Annotated in this window: 12 protein-coding genes; 4 read left to right on the top strand and 8 right to left on the bottom strand. The window is 73.2% G+C overall.

What is annotated here, in order from left to right; translation table 11 throughout:
- Window positions 1-24: 24 nt before the first annotated feature.
- The 4 genes from EDF51_RS02835 to EDF51_RS02850 form a co-directional block, all read right to left on the bottom strand.
- A complete protein-coding gene (locus EDF51_RS02835; protein WP_123294459.1) occupies window positions 25-1,818 on the bottom strand; it encodes a DEAD/DEAH box helicase in 1,794 nt (597 codons plus the stop codon).
- Between the two features lie 176 nt (window positions 1,819-1,994).
- Entirely contained in the window at window positions 1,995-3,239 is a 1,245-nt protein-coding gene (dinB, locus tag EDF51_RS02840) for a DNA polymerase IV (RefSeq protein WP_111083991.1), read from the bottom strand.
- Between the two features lie 37 nt (window positions 3,240-3,276).
- Entirely contained in the window at window positions 3,277-5,604 is a 2,328-nt protein-coding gene (locus tag EDF51_RS02845) for an FUSC family protein (RefSeq protein ID WP_134193789.1), read from the bottom strand.
- A 190-nt stretch (window positions 5,605-5,794) separates the two neighbouring features.
- Window positions 5,795-6,958 (bottom strand): acyl-CoA dehydrogenase family protein, encoded by a 1,164-nt coding sequence (locus tag EDF51_RS02850; protein ID WP_133936606.1) that lies wholly within the window; start codon window positions 6,956-6,958, stop codon window positions 5,795-5,797.
- Window positions 6,959-6,969: 11 nt separating this feature from the next.
- Between EDF51_RS02850 and EDF51_RS02855 the strand changes: the two genes are divergently transcribed.
- A complete protein-coding gene (locus EDF51_RS02855) occupies window positions 6,970-7,776 on the top strand; it encodes an SGNH/GDSL hydrolase family protein (protein WP_207913256.1) in 807 nt (268 codons plus the stop codon).
- Between the two features lie 134 nt (window positions 7,777-7,910).
- Here EDF51_RS02855 and EDF51_RS02860 read toward each other — a convergent pair whose 3' ends face one another.
- The 4 genes from EDF51_RS02860 to EDF51_RS02875 are packed head-to-tail and all read right to left on the bottom strand — an operon-like array spanning window position 7,911 to window position 12,501.
- Entirely contained in the window at window positions 7,911-9,293 is a 1,383-nt protein-coding gene (locus EDF51_RS02860; protein ID WP_131880172.1) for a serine hydrolase, read from the bottom strand.
- 50 nt (window positions 9,294-9,343) lie between these two features.
- On the bottom strand, window positions 9,344-10,573 hold the full coding sequence (locus EDF51_RS02865; RefSeq protein ID WP_123294391.1) for a D-alanyl-D-alanine carboxypeptidase: 1,230 nt from the start codon (window positions 10,571-10,573) through the stop codon (window positions 9,344-9,346).
- Between the two features lie 25 nt (window positions 10,574-10,598).
- Window positions 10,599-11,177, bottom strand: a complete 579-nt coding sequence (locus tag EDF51_RS02870; RefSeq protein ID WP_243648776.1) for a DUF1097 domain-containing protein — start codon at window positions 11,175-11,177, stop codon at window positions 10,599-10,601.
- The gene (locus EDF51_RS02875; protein ID WP_123937879.1) at window positions 11,170-12,501 is read right to left on the bottom strand and encodes an amidohydrolase family protein; all 1,332 of its coding nucleotides are present in this window, start codon (window positions 12,499-12,501) and stop codon (window positions 11,170-11,172) included. Before EDF51_RS02875 ends, EDF51_RS02870 begins: the two co-directional genes overlap by 8 nt.
- 146 nt (window positions 12,502-12,647) lie before the next feature.
- Between EDF51_RS02875 and EDF51_RS02880 the strand changes: the two genes are divergently transcribed.
- From EDF51_RS02880 to EDF51_RS02890, 3 genes are read left to right on the top strand one after another with little or no spacing between them, the layout of a single operon-like run.
- On the top strand, window positions 12,648-13,340 hold the full coding sequence (locus EDF51_RS02880; RefSeq protein ID WP_123294389.1) for a FadR/GntR family transcriptional regulator: 693 nt from the start codon (window positions 12,648-12,650) through the stop codon (window positions 13,338-13,340).
- Window positions 13,340-14,440, top strand: coding sequence for an acetamidase/formamidase family protein (locus tag EDF51_RS02885; RefSeq protein WP_131880174.1), 1,101 nt, complete (start codon window positions 13,340-13,342; stop codon window positions 14,438-14,440). Before EDF51_RS02880 ends, EDF51_RS02885 begins: the two co-directional genes overlap by 1 nt.
- The gene (locus tag EDF51_RS02890; protein ID WP_134193791.1) at window positions 14,437-16,053 is read left to right on the top strand and encodes an AtzH-like domain-containing protein; all 1,617 of its coding nucleotides are present in this window, start codon (window positions 14,437-14,439) and stop codon (window positions 16,051-16,053) included. The genes EDF51_RS02885 and EDF51_RS02890 overlap by 4 nt, the downstream gene beginning before the upstream one ends.
- Window positions 16,054-16,065 lie beyond the last annotated feature (12 nt).

A 16,065-nucleotide genomic window follows, 5' to 3' on the forward strand; every position in this document is an offset into this window, starting at 1 on the left:
GGCGGACCGCCCGGACCGGACCCGTCACCGGCGCCCGCCGATGCGGGAGCGCAGGACGTCGATGCGCTTCTGGATCTGCTCGATGCTCGCCTGCGCCACGGCCGGCCCACCGCTGATGCGACGGAGTTCGGCGTGGATGGAGCCGTGCGGCTCGTTGGAGTGCCGGGACCAGATCGACACGAGGCGCGCGAGCTCGGTCCGCTGCTCCTTGATGGTCATGTACATCGGGCGGTTCTCGGGCTCGGCGGCCTTCGGTTGGCCGTCCTTGACCGCCCGGCCCTTGGAGCGCTTCGCCTGGGTCGCCTGGCGCGCCCGGAGCAGGTCGCGCACCTGGTCGGGTTCGAGGAGCCCCGGGATGCCGATGAAGTCGAGTTCCTCGAGCGACCCGACCTCGCCGCCGGTGCCGAACTCGCCGCCGTCGTAGAGGACGCGGTCGAACGACGCCTGCGAGTCGAGCGCCTCGAACGGCTGGACCTCGAGCAGGCTCTCGGACGCGCGGTCTTCCTTGTTGGCCTCGGCCACCATCGCGTCTTCGGGGTTGTACATGCCGTCGTCGGCGTCCTTCGGACGGTCGAGGGCGTGGTCGCGTTCGAGCTCGAGCGTCGCCGCCAGTGCCATCAGTCCGGGCACGCTCGGCAGGAACACCGAGGCGGTCTCGCCACGGCGCCGAGCACGCACGAAGCGGCCGATCACCTGGGCGAAGAACAGCGGGGTGCTCGCGCTCGTGGCGTACACGCCGACGCAGAGCCGTGGGACGTCGACGCCCTCGGACACCATGCGCACGGCGACCATCCACCGCGAGGTGTCGTCGGCGAACGCGCTGATCCGGCTGGACCCGGCGGCTTCGTCGGACAGGACGACCGTCGGCCGCTCCCCCGTGATCTGCTGCAGGATCCGGGCGTAGGCGCGAGCCGTGGTGGTGTCCGTCGCGATGACCAGACCACCGGCGTCGGGCACACCACGACGCACCTCGGTCAGGCGCTTGTCGGCGGCGGACAGCACGGCCGGCATCCACTCACCCTCGGGCGACAGGGCGGTGCGCCAGGCCTGCGCGGTGATGTCCTTCGTGACCTGTTCGCCCAGGGAAGCCGACATCTCGTCGCCCATCCGGGTCTTCCAGCGCATCTGGCCGGCGTAGGCCATGAACAGCACCGGCCGGACGACGCCGTCCTTGAGCGCCCGGCCGTAGCCGTAGTTGTAGTCGGAGATCGAAGTGCGGATGCCCTGCTCGTCGGGGGCGTACTGGACGAACGGGATCGGCGCGGTGTCGGACCGGAACGGCGTGCCGGACAGCGAGAGCCGTCGGGTGGCACCGGAGAAGGCTTCCCTGATGCCGTCGCCCCAGGTGAGTGCGTCGCCGCCGTGGTGGACCTCGTCGAGGACGACCAGGGTGCGCCCGCCCTCGGTGATCTTCTTGTGCACCTCGGGGTTCATGCCGACCTGGGCGTACGTGATCGCGACGCCCTGGTAGTGCCGGCCGAACATGCCGTCGCCGTTCTTGAACATCGGGTCGATGCGGATGCCCACGCGGTCGGCGGAGTCCGCCCACTGCCGCTTCAGGTGCTCGGTGGGGGCGACGACCACGATGCGGTCGACGGTCCCGCGCGCCAGCAGCTCGGTGGCCAGTCGGAGCGCGAACGTCGTCTTGCCGGCGCCGGGTGTCGCGGCCGTCAGGAAGTCACGCGGCTCGGACTCGAAGTACTTCGTGAGGGCTTCGACCTGCCACGCCCGGAGCTTCGACGCGGTGCCCCACGCGGCTCGGTCCGGGAACGCCGGCGACAGGTGCTGGACGGCCGAGTTGCCGGCTGCCTCGGCCAGTGCGGCTGCGTCGGCTTCGTCCCGTGCGACGGCGTCGGCGTGCGCCGATGACTGCGCGGACACCGACGACGAAGACGTCGACGACGTGTGGTCGTCCCCCGACTCGGCCCACAGCGTGGCGGGCTGCTGCTGTTCGTACTCCGCTGCGCTCACTGGACCTGATTCTACCGCCACCGTCAGTCCTGCCTGGCGTGCGGGACGTGGCCGTCGGGGGTCCGGCGGACCAGGGATGCCGGTCGCAGCACGCCTGCGCCGAAGCGCGCGGCGACCGCGTCGACCGTGGTCTCGGTCTCGCGCCACGGCGCGTCGTCGTCCCAGAGCGCGTTGCTCGCGGCGGCCGGCACGAGGTTCTCGCCGCGGACCCCGATGAGCCGGATCCGGTTGCCCGGTCGGTGCAGCACGTCGTACAGCTCGACGGCTTCGCGGTGCAGCCGCTTGGCGACGTCGGTGGGCTCGGCGAGGGTGCGCGACCGGGTGAGCGTGGTGAAGTCGGTGTAGCGGACCTTGAGCGCGACGGTGCGGGCCTGCACGTCGGCGTGGCGCAGGCGGACGGCGACCTTGTCGGCGAGGCGCAGGAGCTCGCGCGCGACGTCGTCCCGCTCGGTCAGGTCGTGGCCGAACGTGACCTCGTGCCCGATGGACTTCTCGCCCACGCCGGTGTCGACGACGCGCGGGTCGCGCCCCCAGGACAGGTCGTGCAGGCGCTGGCCACCGGCTGGCCCGAGCGCGGACACGAGCGACCCGAGGGGCGTGTTCGCGAGGTCGCCGACGGTGCGGATGCCGCGGCGCTCGAGGGTCTCCTGCGTCTTGCCGCCCACGCCCCACAGCGCCGAGACCGGCTGCGGGTGCAGGAACGCGATGGTGTCGGCCGCGGGCACGACGAGCAGCCCGTCCGGCTTGGACCGGCTCGATGCGAGCTTCGCCACGAACTTGGTCGACGCGGCGCCGACCGAGCAGTGCAGGCCCGTCTCGGCGTGGACCGTGCGCCGGATGGCCCGTCCGATCTCCCACGGCGTGCCGTACAGCCGGAGCGCGCCGGCGACGTCGAGGAACGCTTCGTCGATGCCGAGCCGTTCGACCCGCGGCGTGAACCGGTCGAAGACCGCCATCACCGCGGCGGACTGGTCGCGGTACTTCTCGAAGTGCGGCTCGACGATGATCGCGTTCGGGCAGCGGCGCTTCGCGATGGCCATCGGCATGGCGGAGTTCACGCCGTACCGACGGGCTTCGTAGGTGGCAGCGGTGACCACGGAGCGGTCGGAGTCGTGGCCGACGATGACCGGCAGACCCACCAGGTCGGGTCGGTCGAGCAGTTCGACGGACGCGAAGAAGGCGTCCATGTCGACGTGCAGCACGGTCGCCGAGACGTCGTCCACCGGTGCGTCGGAGACGAGCCGGTTGCTTCCGTCCTGCTTGCTCACACCGAGATGATGCCAGGGACCACCGACATCGCCGGCCTCACCGTGCGCCGGTGGCCGCCGAACGCGTGGCGGTCTCGCCGAGCACGGTCGCCCGGTGTCGGTCGGCCAGCAGCGCGAGCGCCTCGTCGATGCGGCCCAGCGCGTGCGCCGCGACCTCGACGGTCTGCTGGTCCGGACCACCCGCCGCCGCGTCCACCGCCGTGTCGAGCCGGTCGCCGACCCGCGCCCAGACCGGCGCCGGCGCGGCGGACCGGGGCACGGCCACGATGCCGTCAGCCAGGTCCGCGATCGACGCGGCGAGGCGGTGGGCGGCACCGACCAGGGCGGCGGGCGGGTCCTGCGGGGGCGAGCCGAGCCTCCCGGCCGCCTCGCGCGCGAACGTCGCCGCCGCCTGCAGGGACGTCTGGGTCCTGGCGTCCGCGCGGGCGGGTCCGCCCGTCGGGAACCGCACCATCGGGCGCAGGACGGCGTCCAGTTGGTAGGTGGCCGCGTCGACGGCGCGCGATCGTGCGCGCAGGTCGGGTGCGGCGGCGTCGGTGGCCGTGTCGGCGGACCGGGAGGCCCGGCTCGCGCCCGCACCGTCGGTCGCGTCCGCCTCGGCGTCCGCATCGACCCCGACCAGCGCGAGCACGAACGCCCGGACCGCGGTCAGCTGCCGGCGCACGGCCCGTCGGATGACGGCCCGGGTGGCGATCGGGAGGACGACGGCGCTCACGAGCACGGCGACCGCGGCGCCGAGCAGGTTCTCGGCGAGGCGGATCGGGACGAGCGAGTCGGTGAAGCTGCCGGAGAACGCGTACACCTGGCACAGGACGACGACCAGGCACGCGACCCAGACCGAGTAGACGCCGCCGAAGCCGTACGTGCCGACCGCGAGCAGGACGCAGACGAGCACGAGCGTGAACCAGGGGTGCGCCGTGCCGACGACGTGCACGAGGACGATGCCGACGGCGCCGCCGACGACCGTGCCGACGGCACGGTGCAGGCCCTTGCGGACCCGCTCGTGCGTGGTGTTCGTGCCGGCGAGGACGATCATCACGCCGATCACGCCCCAGTAGAACCGCGGGCCGTCGAGCAGCAGCGCGAGGGGCTCGACGATCGCGACGGCGATCGCGGCGTGCACCGCGGTGCGCAGCGAGACGGAGAGTCGCCAGCGGCGCCAGGGGCCGTCGGCGACGGTGTCGGCGAGCACCGGCACGGCCCCGGCCGGGCGGCCGCCGGCGAGGACGACGGGCGTGACGAAGGGCGCTGCCAACGCGACGCCGTCGCCGCGGCGCGGCAGTTCGTCGCGGAGCTCGCGCCACCGCAGCCCGGCGCCCTGCAGGTCGGTGAACTCGGCGGCCATCCGACGGACGACGGCCGTCGTGCGCGAGTCGGGGTCGCCGGCGGACGCCGTGATGCCGTAGCGGGCGAGCAGTGTCTGCGCGGCGTCCTCGCCGTGCCCGCCGCCGTGGCGCAGGACGATCGTGACGGCACGGAGCGCGGCGTGCCGGACGTCCGACGGCGCGCCGTGCTCGACGAGGGCACCGGCACCGCGCCCGAGCTCGTCGACGGCGAAGTGCGTGTCGAACACGAGCCGGTGGAGCTCCTCGGCCGTGGTGTCGGCGTCCACCCCGCTCGCGGCGAGCATCCCGTCGACCGTCAACGCGATCTCGTGGTACCGGTCGCGGCTGCGACGGAGGCGGCGCAGGGTGCGGCGTCGTGCGGCCGGGTCGTCCGCCGCGGCGAGGACGGCGGCAGCGGCCTCGAGCACGGCCGAGCCACGGGCGACGAAACCACGGCGGGTACGCAACAGGGCACGGTGCGCGTCCGGTCGGAGCACCAGGCGGACCAGGACCGTCGCAGCGAGCGAAGCGGCCACGACGAGGCCGAGCGGCACGACACTCGTCTCGGGCAGCGGGAGGAGCAGCCCGCACAGGTACCCGGCGAACCCGACGATCGCGGCGTCGGCGGCCCACGCGCCCCACGCGGCCGCGGCGAACTGCAGGAACAGCAGCACGACGATGAGCACGAGCTCGAGGAGCCGGAACGGCTGCAGGGCGATGCTGCCGGCGAGGGCGACGACGAACGGCACGAGGACGGCTCCGGTGCGGGCAGCCGTCCGGCCGGTGCTCGGGTCGACGATGACCAGGCACGTGATGAACGCGGGCATCGCGCCGATCATCACGCCCAGGATCGCGGGCAGGCCGAACGCGGTCGCGACGGCGTACCCCACGGCCATGCCGGCGGGCACCGCGACCAGGGTGCGGAGGGCACCGTCGGTCTTCACGAGCCCGGGGTCGAGCGCGAGGGCCGCGTCGGCGAGTCGCCGGGAGCGGGTCCGTCGACGGGGAGCGGTCCGGTTCGTGGTGTCGGTCCTCGGCACGAGTCGGCCGCCTCCTCTGCGCTCGGGAGGCCAATCGTACCGGATGCTAACTATCCGGCTGTGCGGTCGGCAGCCGCACGGTGCGGCCTTCGGCGCTCGGTGCGAGGTTGATCGCTCGGTGCGGCGCTACAGGGCCGCACGGAGGGATCAACCTCGCACCGGGGCACGCGGCCGGCCGCACGCGTCCGCGTCAGGCGGGCGGGCCGAGCACCGACGCCGCGAGCGTGCGCGCCGCCGAGTCCCGCGACGACGGGTGGTACTGGCCGGCCCGGACGTCGCGCGCCAGGCGGGCGAGTTCGCTCGAGGACCGGAACGCCGAGCCCCCGACCACCCGCATGGCCTCGTCCACCACGTGCTGGGCGGTGTCCACCGCCCGCGCCTTCGTGCCGACGAGCAGCGGGAACCACCGGGCACCGAGGTCGTCCTGTTCGTCCACCGATCGGGCGAGCGCGTCGACCTGCAGGGTGATCGCGTCGACGGCGCCGCGCAGGTCCGCGATCGCACGCCGGACGTCCGGGTCCTGCGACCGGAGCGAGCCGTCGGCCGCGACGCGACGTCCGACGGCGGACACCGCCAGCGTGATCGCACGTTCGGCGATCCCGACGTACACCGAGGCGATGAGCAGCTCGAACGCCGCGAAGACCCCGAACACGAGCGGGTCCTGGTTCGGCCCGACCGGCAGCGACCGGACGATGCGGTCGGCGGGGACGTGCACGCCGTGCAGCTTCGTCGTGCGGCTCTGCGTGGCCCGCATGCCGAGGGTGTCCCAGTCGTCCAGGTGCTCGACGTCGCCGTCGGACCGGAGCACGAAGCCGTGCACCAGCCGCGGTTCCGGGCCGGAGGTGTCCTTGCCGAACACGCTCAGGACGTCCCACGCCGGTGCGAGCGAGGTGAAGACCTTGGTACCGGTGAAGCGGTACCCGCCGTCGCCGTCCGGCTCCGCCGTCGTCGACGAGTCGAACAGGACGGCGTCGTTGCCGGGTTCGCTCACCCCGAAGGCCAGCAGGTGGTCGTCCGACGCGTGGTCGGTGACGGCCTGGAGGAACGACGCACCTCGCGCAGTCACGGCGCGCGCCGCCTGCACCCACACCTGGTGCATCCCCAGGCCGAGCGCCGTCGCCGGTGCGGCCTGGGCGAGGGTCCGCTGGACACCGACCGTGGCGCGGAGGCCGAGACCAGAGCCACCCTGCGCCACCGGCACCCCGATGCGCAGGTAGCCCGCGGCGCGGAGTTCCTCGAGGTCCTCGGCGCAGAACGCGTTGGCGGCGTCGTACCCGGGGGCGCGTTCGGCGATGCGGGCGAGCAGGTCGTCCGGCACGGTCCAGGCGGCTGCGCCCGTGTTGGCCTTCGTCATGGCACGAGACTATGGTCCGGAGCGTGTCAGATCGTCATCCGTGGTCCAGGTACGTCGCGATCGGTGACTCGTTCACCGAGGGGATCGGCGACCCCGACCCCACCGTCCCCGGGGGGAACCGGGGTTGGGCGGACCGAGTGGCCGAGGTGCTCGCCCACGGGTCCGACGACTTCGCGTACGCCAACCTGGCGATCCGCGGGCGGCTGCTGCAGCAGATCATCGACGATCAGGTCGAACCGGCGCTCGCGCTCCGTCCGGACCTGGTCACGGTGTCCGCCGGGGGCAACGACATCATCCGGCCGGGCTCCGATCCCGACGAACTCGCCGAGCGGGTGGACGCCATGGTGTCCAGGCTGCGGAGCGACGGCGCCACCGTGGTGCTGTTCACCGGGCCCGACGTCGGCATGACGCCGGTGCTCGGCATGGTGCGCGGCAAGACGGCGATCTACAACGAGAACCTGCACGCGATCGCCCTGAAGCACGGCGCACTGGTGGCGGACATGTGGGCCCTCCGGGTGCTCCGCGACCCGCGCATGTGGGCACCGGACCGGCTCCACCACTCCCCCACGGGGCACGCCACGATCGCCGCCGCGGTGCTCGACGCCCTCGGCGCGCCGCACGGTCTGGAACCGTTCAACCCCGAACCGCTCGAGGCCCGGCCGTGGCGTGAGGCCCGCGCCGAGGACCTCGGCTGGGCGAAGGAGTACCTGGTGCCGTGGGTCGTCCGCCGCATCAAGCACACCTCGTCGGGCGACGGCGTCTCCGCCAAGCGCCCCGAGCTGCAGGACGTCGTCGAGCACAAGTCCGACACCCCGTAGCCGGACGACGCCCATCCGAGTCCGCACGCCTCCCCGGCCGCACCCCACCACGGTCATCGCGCCCCGACTCCCCAGGGCGCGATGACGGCACGGGGGCGCGAACCGCGACGTGCGCACCCTGTGGTCGGCAGAGGTCAGTCGGCGGGCCGGTGCAGCGTCAGCGCGCCGTCGTGCAGCGGTTCGGTCTCCCACGTCGTCCCGACCGTGCCCGCGTCGAGGTCGACGCGCAGGTGCAGCAGGTGCGGTGTCTCCACGAAACGGAGCGCGACGAGCACGGCGCCGTCCGGCTGGGTCGCGGCGCTCGCTGCGAGGGCACCCTCGACGGCCCACTCCCCCTCGCCGACCGGCACCGACGCCGACGCTCCGTCGGCCGACACGGTCAGCCGGATCCCGTGGGCCCCGCGGTCGAAGCCCACGGCGTCGAGCGCCGCACCGGGCAGCACGCGGAGTGCACGACCGGCCACGTGCTCGGGGACCGCGGCGCCACTCACCGCGGGCAGCCCCAGGGAGGCGAGCCGGGCCTCCAGGACGGTGTCCGCACCCGTGTCGGACGGCCGGTCGACGGCGGGCAGCAGGTGCTGCCAGGCCGCGTCGAGGACCGCCTGCATGTCGAGGCTCTGTCCCGTGATCGCGAGGACGACGTCGTGCTCCGGCAGGACGACGCAGAACTGGCCGTAGGCGCCGTCGCCGCGGAAGCCGTGGCGGGCCATCCAGAACTGGAAGCCGTAGCCCTGCGACCAGTCCGGGTTCTCCTCGTCGAGGTTGTCGATCTGCTTGCGCGTGGCGGCCGCGACCCAGTCCTCGTCGAGGATCCGCTCGCCCTCCCAGACGCCGCGCTGCAGGTACAGCTGCCCGAGCGCGGCGACCGCCGACGTCGTGGTGTAGCAGCCACTGAAGCCGAGCTCGCCGCCGGACTCGTCGCGGCGCCAGGCGAGGTCGTCGATGCCGAGCGGGTCGAGCAGCCGGGGACGCAGGTAGTCGACCAGCGAACCGCCGCTGACCCGCCGGACGATCGCGGCGAGCGTGTACGTGCACGGCTGGTTGTAGGTGAAGAGCGAGCCGGGCTCCTCGTCCGGCGGCAGGAGCAGGAAGCCACGCACGACGTCCATGCGGTCGGCCTCACGAGCCCGGTCGATGGCGTCCTCGCGGTGCCCGCTCGCCATCGCGAGCAGGTGCCGGACCCGGATGCGGCGGCTGCCTTCGTCCGTGATCTCGTCGTCGAGCTCGGGGAAGTACGACAGTGCGGTCGCGTCGAGGTCGATCAATCCCTCGCGCACCGCGATGCCGACCGCCGCTGCGGTGAAGCTCTTGCTGAGCGAGTAGAGCAGGTGCACCCGGTCGGCTGCGTACGGCTGCCACCACCCCTCGGCAGCGACCTGGCCGTGGCGGAGCAGCATCAGGCTGTGCGGCTCGACACCGGGGGTCGACTCGAGGGCGTCGACGAACGCGAGCACACCGCGGGCGTCGATGTCGAGGGCGGAGGGGGTGGTCCGGGGGAACGTCTTCGTCGTCGTCACCCGTCCGACAGTACGGACTCCGGGTGGTGCGCGTCAGCGCGCGAGCACCGTCAGCCCTGGAACGGGTTCGTCCAGCGCCACCAGACGCCGGGGTCGTCGATCGTCCGCTCGAGCACGAGCGGCACCGACACCGGGTCGTGGTTCGTGACCGTGAAGCGGACCTTCCCGACCCGCTCGCCCTTCGTCCCGAGGGTGACCTCGTCGAGGTGCGCCTTCGCCCGGACCTTCGTCTTGCCCCAGACCAGGACCTCGGCCGCCTTCGCGGTGACCGCGTCGGCCTCGTCCTGCCAGGGGGTGGAGAACGTGCCGAAGGTCTGGCCGGCGTGGGTCAGGGGCACGACCTGGAAGTTGTCCGCGACCGACCGGAGCAGCCGTTGCACGTCGACGTCGAGCGAGTCGTGGTCGACACCGCCGAGCATCACGCCGATGACCGTCACGTCACGGCCGCCGCGCTCGTACGTCGCCGCGAACAGCAGGCAGGCGCCGGCCTCGTCGAGGGTGCCGGTCTTGATGCCCTCGATGCCGTCCAGGCCGAGCAGTTTGTTCGAGTTCTCGATCTCGCCGACCGTCGGGATCGTGACGTCCTTGGTGCCGACGATCTCCTTTACCACCGGGTTCGCGAGGGCGAGCTGCCCGAGGTCGACCAGGTCGGTCGCGGTCGAGGTGTTCTGCGGGTCGAGACCGGTCGGCTCGTGGATCGTGGTGTCGTCGAGGTCGTGCTCCTCGAGCCACTTCGTCGCCGCCTGCTCGTACTCGGCGATCGACCCGAAGGCCCAGATGGCGAGGGCGCCGGCGTAGTTGTTCGCCGACTTCATGAGCATCACCTGGAACGCCTGGTGCTCGGTGAGCTTCAGGCCGGCGGGCATCGGCGCGACCTCGCCGTTCATCGCCGCGTACTTGGCGTAGAGCGACTCCATCTTCGGCGTGAAGGTGATCGCCGGGCCGGACTCCCCCGCCGCCATCGGCTTCTCGTCGAGGACCACGAGCGCCGTGACGATCTTGGTGATGCTCGCGATCGACCGGGGCTTCGTGTCACCGCTGGTGCGCAGGCTCTCCGGGAAGTCGGTGGCCTCGACCGCGGTGGCGCCGTAGCCGGGGAAGCTCAGCGCCGGCACGCTCGACGTCGGGGCCGAGTACGTGGTGGTCGCGGCGCTCGCCGGACCGAACGGCACGACGGCGGCGGCCACGAGGTACCCGGCGACGAGCACCAGGACCGCGACGACGGAGATCGTCACGGGCCTCCGGACGGCGGAGCGGGGGCGACGGACGACTCGTGACACGGGAACCGAGCGTACCGGTCGGTGCCTAGACCCTGGCTGCGACCGGCTGCTCGACGGCGGGGGTCGTCGTGGGCGTGTCCGTCGTCGCGCCGGGCTGGGTCGGCCGCGCGAACGTCAGCCGCCGGGACAGGTACGCGAACGCCGGACCGAGCGCGTTCATCACGACGACCGACGCCCATGCCGCCCACGCGTTGCCCGGATCGAACCCGAAGCCGCCGAAGCACGTGGCGAAGAAGGACGCGAACCCGAGGAACATGCCGGGCACGAGCCCGAACAGCCGCGTCCGACCCGTGTACATCAGCGCGCAGTTGACGACCAGGATGAGCAGCGCGAGCACGGTGTTCTGCGCGGCCTGCCCCTCGCCGAGCACCGTGCCGAACCGCTGGTCGAGCAGCACGATCACGAGGCCGAAGGCGGACCCGATCGGCATCGCCGCCCAGAGCCGGGTGGCGTTCCGGAGCGTGGGCTTCGCCCCGAGCAGGAACATCCCCGCCCAGCTGATGAAGATCGCCCAGGTGGGCAGGTGCAGCGCGTTGCCGCCGATGAACGCCGTGGTGCCGGCGAGGACCGAGGCGACGATCTCGTGCGGGATCCGTTCACGCATGGGTGAGCTCCTTCGATCGAGTGGTGGGTCCGGTAGTGAGTCGGGTGGTCCTGGTGGTCTCCGCGACGACGCGGCCGCGCTTGACCACGAGGTTCCGGTCGGGGCGGTCGAGCAGGACGCCCGCGGGGTCGGTCGTCGACAGGACGACGAGGTCGGCGGCGGCTCCGGGCCGGATGCCGTGGGTGTCGGAGACCCCGACGACGCGGGCCGCGGACGACGTGGCCATCTCGAGCACGCGCCCGAGGTCGGCCGGGCCGGACAGGTGCCCCACCTGCGCGAGCAGCAACCCGATGTCGAGCAGGTCCGCGTTGCCGAACGGCGTGAACGCGTTGCGGACGTTGTTCGACGAGTAGGCGCTCGTGACGCCGGCGTCCCAGAGCTCGCGCACCGGGACGACCCCTCGGCGGACGTCCCGGTCGTCCGAGCGACCGCCGAGGTGCAGGTCCGTGGCGGGCAGCGGCACCACCGCGACACCCGCTGCGGCGAGTTTCGCGAGCACGGCGCTGCGCGAGACCGGGGGCAGACTGGCGAGCGAGGTCACGTGTCCGAGGGCGACCCGGTCCCGCAGCCCGCGAGCGGCGACACGGTCGGCGATGTGCCCGGCGAGGGCGAACCGCGGGTCGGACGTGTCGTCGGCGAAGTCGGCGTGCAGGTCGGCCGGCACGTCGAACTCCTCGGCGAGGTCGAGGACGGTCTCGACGTGCTCGTGGCATGCGGCCAGGGTCGCCTCGTTGTAGGTGCAGCCACCGATCACGTCGGCCCCGGCGGCGAGCGCCTGGCGGAGCAGGGCGAGCGTGCCCGGCGCCTTCGCGATCCCCTCCTGCGGGAACGCGACGATCTGCAGGTCCAGGGCGTCGCGGTACTCGTCGCGCAGGGCGAGGAGCACCTCGACGCCGGTCAGTCCGACGACGGGGTCGACGTCGGGGTGCGCCCGGACGAGTGTCGTGCCGTTGGCGATCGCCTGGTCGAGCAGGGTCCGGGCGCGGTCACGGACGGAGTCGTGGGTGAAGCCGCGTTTGAGTTCCCCCGTCACCGCGATCGCACCGGCGAGGGTGCCGTCGGGGTTCGGTCGTTCACGGTCGAGCAGTGCCTTGTCGACGTGCAGGTGGGACTCGATGAGCCCGGGGATCACGACGCGACCGGCACAGTCCACGACGCGCGCCGCCTCGGTCGGCTCGACCTCCGTGCCCGCTTCGGCGACCTCCGTGCCCGCTTCGGCGACCTCTGTGCCCGCTTCGGCGACCCGGACGATCGTGCCGTCGGCGACGTGGACGTCGACCAGGCGGCCGTCGGTCAGGCGGGCCGTGCGCAGGATCAGGTCCATGGTGGGGTCTTCCTCGGATCGGATGGGTCGGACGTGACCCACCCTTCGCCCGCCGTGTTTCCGACTCGGACGCCACGTGTGACGAGCGTGTAAAAGTTGGTCGTACCAATGAACCAAGCGGACCAAGGGACCCTAGGCTCCTGTCCATGCAGAGAGGCCGCACCCTGAGCGCCGCGACCGCCGCGCACCTGGCCCGCCTGGTGCTCGAGGACCTCGCACCCGGCGACAAGCTCCCGCCGGAACGGACCCTGGCCGAGGACCTCGCCGTGTCCCGCACCACGGTGCGTGAGGCCATGCAGGAGCTCGAGCGCCGCAGGCTCGTCTCCCGGACACCCGGCCGTGGCACCGTCGTGCTGCCGCGCTCCGAGGAGGCGACCGCCCTGCTCGAACAGCAGACGGGCGCAGCGCACGGCGACGACCTGGCGCGGCGGGCCGAGCACGTCGCCGAGTTCCGCACGGTGGTCGAGCCCCGGGTCGCCGGTCTCGCCGCCGTCCGTGCCGGCGAAGCGGACCTGCTCGCCCTCGAACGCATCCTCGCCGCCACGCACGCGGGACTCAGTCCCGAGGAGTCGCTGGCACAGGACGTCGCCTTCCACGTGCAGGTCGCGCGCACCTCCGGCAACCCGTTGCTGGTGTCCCTGTGCGAGCTCAGCAGCGGGTGGGTGCAGGACGTCCGTGCCCGGTCGCACAGCACCAGCGAAGGTCGCCGCTCGTCGTTCGTCTGGCACGAACGGATCCTCGACTGCATCCGACGGCACGACGAGGACGGCGCCCGTGACGCGATGACCGCCCACCTCGCCGACGTCGCCCACCTCGTCGAACGGAAGGCCGACCGATGATGACCACACACACCCCCGCGATCCCGACCCTGCAGCCCGGCGCCGGCCCGATCCGGTCGGCCCGGTACCTGCCCGTCGACCCGGACACGGTCCTGTGGGGTCGGCTGCCGAACGCCGACGACCGCCCGGTCATCACGATCGCGTCCGGTGAGGACGTCACGATCGACACCGTCAGCCACGAGGGGATCCTGCCCGACCAGGGCAGTGACCCCCGCGCGTACTTCGCGTCGCACGGCGTCGCCGCGGAGCACGTCCTCGACGACGCCGTCGCGATCGCCAGGAGCGGCCACCGGGACCCTGCCACCGACGGCCCGCACGTGGTCTCCGGTCCGATCGCCATCGCGGGCGCCGAGCCGGGCGACGTCCTGACCATGACGGTGCTCGAGACACTGCCACGGGTGCACTACGGCGTCGTGTCGAACCGGCACGGCCGCGGCGCCCTGCACGGCGAGTACCCGGTCGACGGCACCACGGTCAGCGTCTTCGCCGACCTGGTCGAGACGGCCGCGGGTCAGCGGGGCCGCATCCCCCTGACCGGCGCCCGCGACCGCTTCGCGCACTTCCCGCTCGCCCCCTTCCTCGGGATCATGGGCGTCGCCACCCCCGGCGAGCGGCTGCACTCGGTGCCGCCGGGCCGGCACGGCGGCAACGTCGACGTGAACCTGCTGCAGGTCGGCGCGCAGCTGCACCTGCCGGTCCTGGTCCCCGGGGTGCTCGCGTACGTCGGTGACCCGCACTTCGCGCAGGGGGACGGCGAGGTCGCGCTCACCGCGATGGAGGCGTCGCTCCGCGCGACCGTCCGGTTCGACGTGACACCCGCCGCCGAGGCAGCGCAGCAGTTCGGCGACCTGGTCTGGCCGCTCGTCGAGACCCACGAGTTCCTCGTGCCGACGGGCATGGACCCGGACCTCGACGAGGCCGTCCGCGCCTGTGTCCGGCACGCGGTCGCGATCCTCGGCGCCCGCTGGGGCATGGAGCCGCACCTGGCGTACGCCTACCTGTCGGCGGCGACGGACTTCAACATCTCGCAGGTGGTCGACCTGGTCACCGGCGCGCACGCCCGCATCCGCAAGGCCGACTTCGAGGAGCCCGCACGATGAGCCCGCACGAGACGAGCACGCACGAGACCAGCACCGCGGCACCGGAGGGCTTGCTCGACGCGCTCGACGCGTACGAGGCCGCCCTCGCCGCGAACGACCTCGACGCGCTCGACGCCGCATTCGTCGACGCCCCCGGCACGATGCGCGGTGACGACCGCGGCCTGCTCGTCGGGCACGACGCGATCAGCGCGTTCCGCGGGGCACGGGGTGGGGTCCAGACCCGGTCGCTGACGCGCGTCGAGGTCCGCCCCCTGGCCGAGGGACTCGCCCTCGTCGTGTCGGTGTCCGAGTTCGCGGCGGGCGGGCAGGGCCTCCAGACGCAGCTGTGGCGACGCGACAGCGACACCAACAGCAACAGCAACAGCAACAGCAACAGCAACAGCGACCACGGCGACGCCGGTCCGCGCTGGCGCATCGAGGCAGCCCACGTCACCGGCCGCCCGAAGGCCTTCGACACCACCGTCTGGCGCGCCGTCGGCGACCCGCTCGTCGCCCCCACCGCGTCCGGACCGCTCGACGGGCTCACCGTCGCGGTGAAGGACCTCTACGCCGTCCCCGGCCAGCCCGTCGGCGCCGGCAACCCGACCTACCTGCGCGAGTCCCCCGTCCAGGCGACGCCGGCAGCGGCCGTCGCGGCGCTCCTCGACGCCGGCGCCGCGATCCGCGGCATCGCGCGCACCGACGAGTTCGCCTACAACCTGACCGGACGCAACGAACACCACGGCACCCCGCCCAACGGGGCGGTCCCGACCCGACTGCCAGGAGGCTCGTCCAGCGGATCCGCATCGGCCGTCCGTCTCGGCACGGCCGAGATCGGGATCGGCACGGACACCGCGGGATCGGTGCGGGTCCCCGCCTCGTACCAGGGACTCTGGGGCCTCCGGACGACCCACGGCGCGGTCTCCCGGCAGGGACTGCTCCCCCTCGCGCCGTCGTTCGACACGGTGGGGTGGCTCACCCGGAGCGCCGACGTCCTGCTCGCGGCGCTCGACGCCACGGTGCCGTCGGATCCGGTCGCTCCTGCGGAGCCGGAGCTCTTCGTCCCCGCCGAGCTCCTGGACCTCGTCGAGCCGGCCGTCGCCGAGGCCTTCACCGCGTTCGTCGCAGGGCACGGCCACCCGATCGGCACCGTGCGGCTCGCCGACCTCGGGATCCCGCCCCTCGACGACCTGCGTGAACTGCTGCGCCTCGTGCAGGCCGCCGAGGCCGTCGCCGCCCACGGTGCCTGGATCGACGCCCACCCCGGCGGCCTGAGCGCCGTCGTCGGCGACCGGTTCGCCGCAGCCCGGGCGAACGACCCCGCAGCCACCGCCGACGCCGTCGCGCGACTCGACGGCGTCCGGGCGACGATCCGCACGGCCCTCGCCGGCCGGACCCTGCTGTTCCCGACGGTCCCCGGGCCGGCACCGCTCATCGCCGCCGACACGGCGGCACTCGAACGCACCCGGACCGCGACGACGGCGATGACGAGCCTCGCGAGCGTCGGCGGCACACCGGCGGTCAGCGCACCGGCGCTCACCGTCGACGGAGCCCCCGTCGGCGTGTGCCTGGTCGGGGAACCGGGCACCGACCGTGCCCTGGTGATCCGCGCCGGACGGATGCTGCAGCACTGAGGCGAGTCGGGC

This window comes from Curtobacterium sp. PhB25, assembly GCF_004365375.1.
Classification (GTDB): domain Bacteria; phylum Actinomycetota; class Actinomycetes; order Actinomycetales; family Microbacteriaceae; genus Curtobacterium.

Coding starts and splice junctions, on each gene's coding strand:
- EDF51_RS02850 (WP_133936606.1), bottom strand. CDS start 6,958: ATGACGAAGGCCAACACGGGCGCAGCCGCCTGGACCGTGCCGGACGAC.
- EDF51_RS02855 (WP_207913256.1), top strand. CDS start 6,970: ATGGTCCGGAGCGTGTCAGATCGTCATCCGTGGTCCAGGTACGTCGCG.
- EDF51_RS02870 (WP_243648776.1), bottom strand. CDS start 11,177: ATGCGTGAACGGATCCCGCACGAGATCGTCGCCTCGGTCCTCGCCGGC.
- EDF51_RS02875 (WP_123937879.1), bottom strand. CDS start 12,501: ATGGACCTGATCCTGCGCACGGCCCGCCTGACCGACGGCCGCCTGGTC.
- EDF51_RS02880 (WP_123294389.1), top strand. CDS start 12,648: ATGCAGAGAGGCCGCACCCTGAGCGCCGCGACCGCCGCGCACCTGGCC.
- EDF51_RS02885 (WP_131880174.1), top strand. CDS start 13,340: ATGACCACACACACCCCCGCGATCCCGACCCTGCAGCCCGGCGCCGGC.
- EDF51_RS02890 (WP_134193791.1), top strand. CDS start 14,437: ATGAGCCCGCACGAGACGAGCACGCACGAGACCAGCACCGCGGCACCG.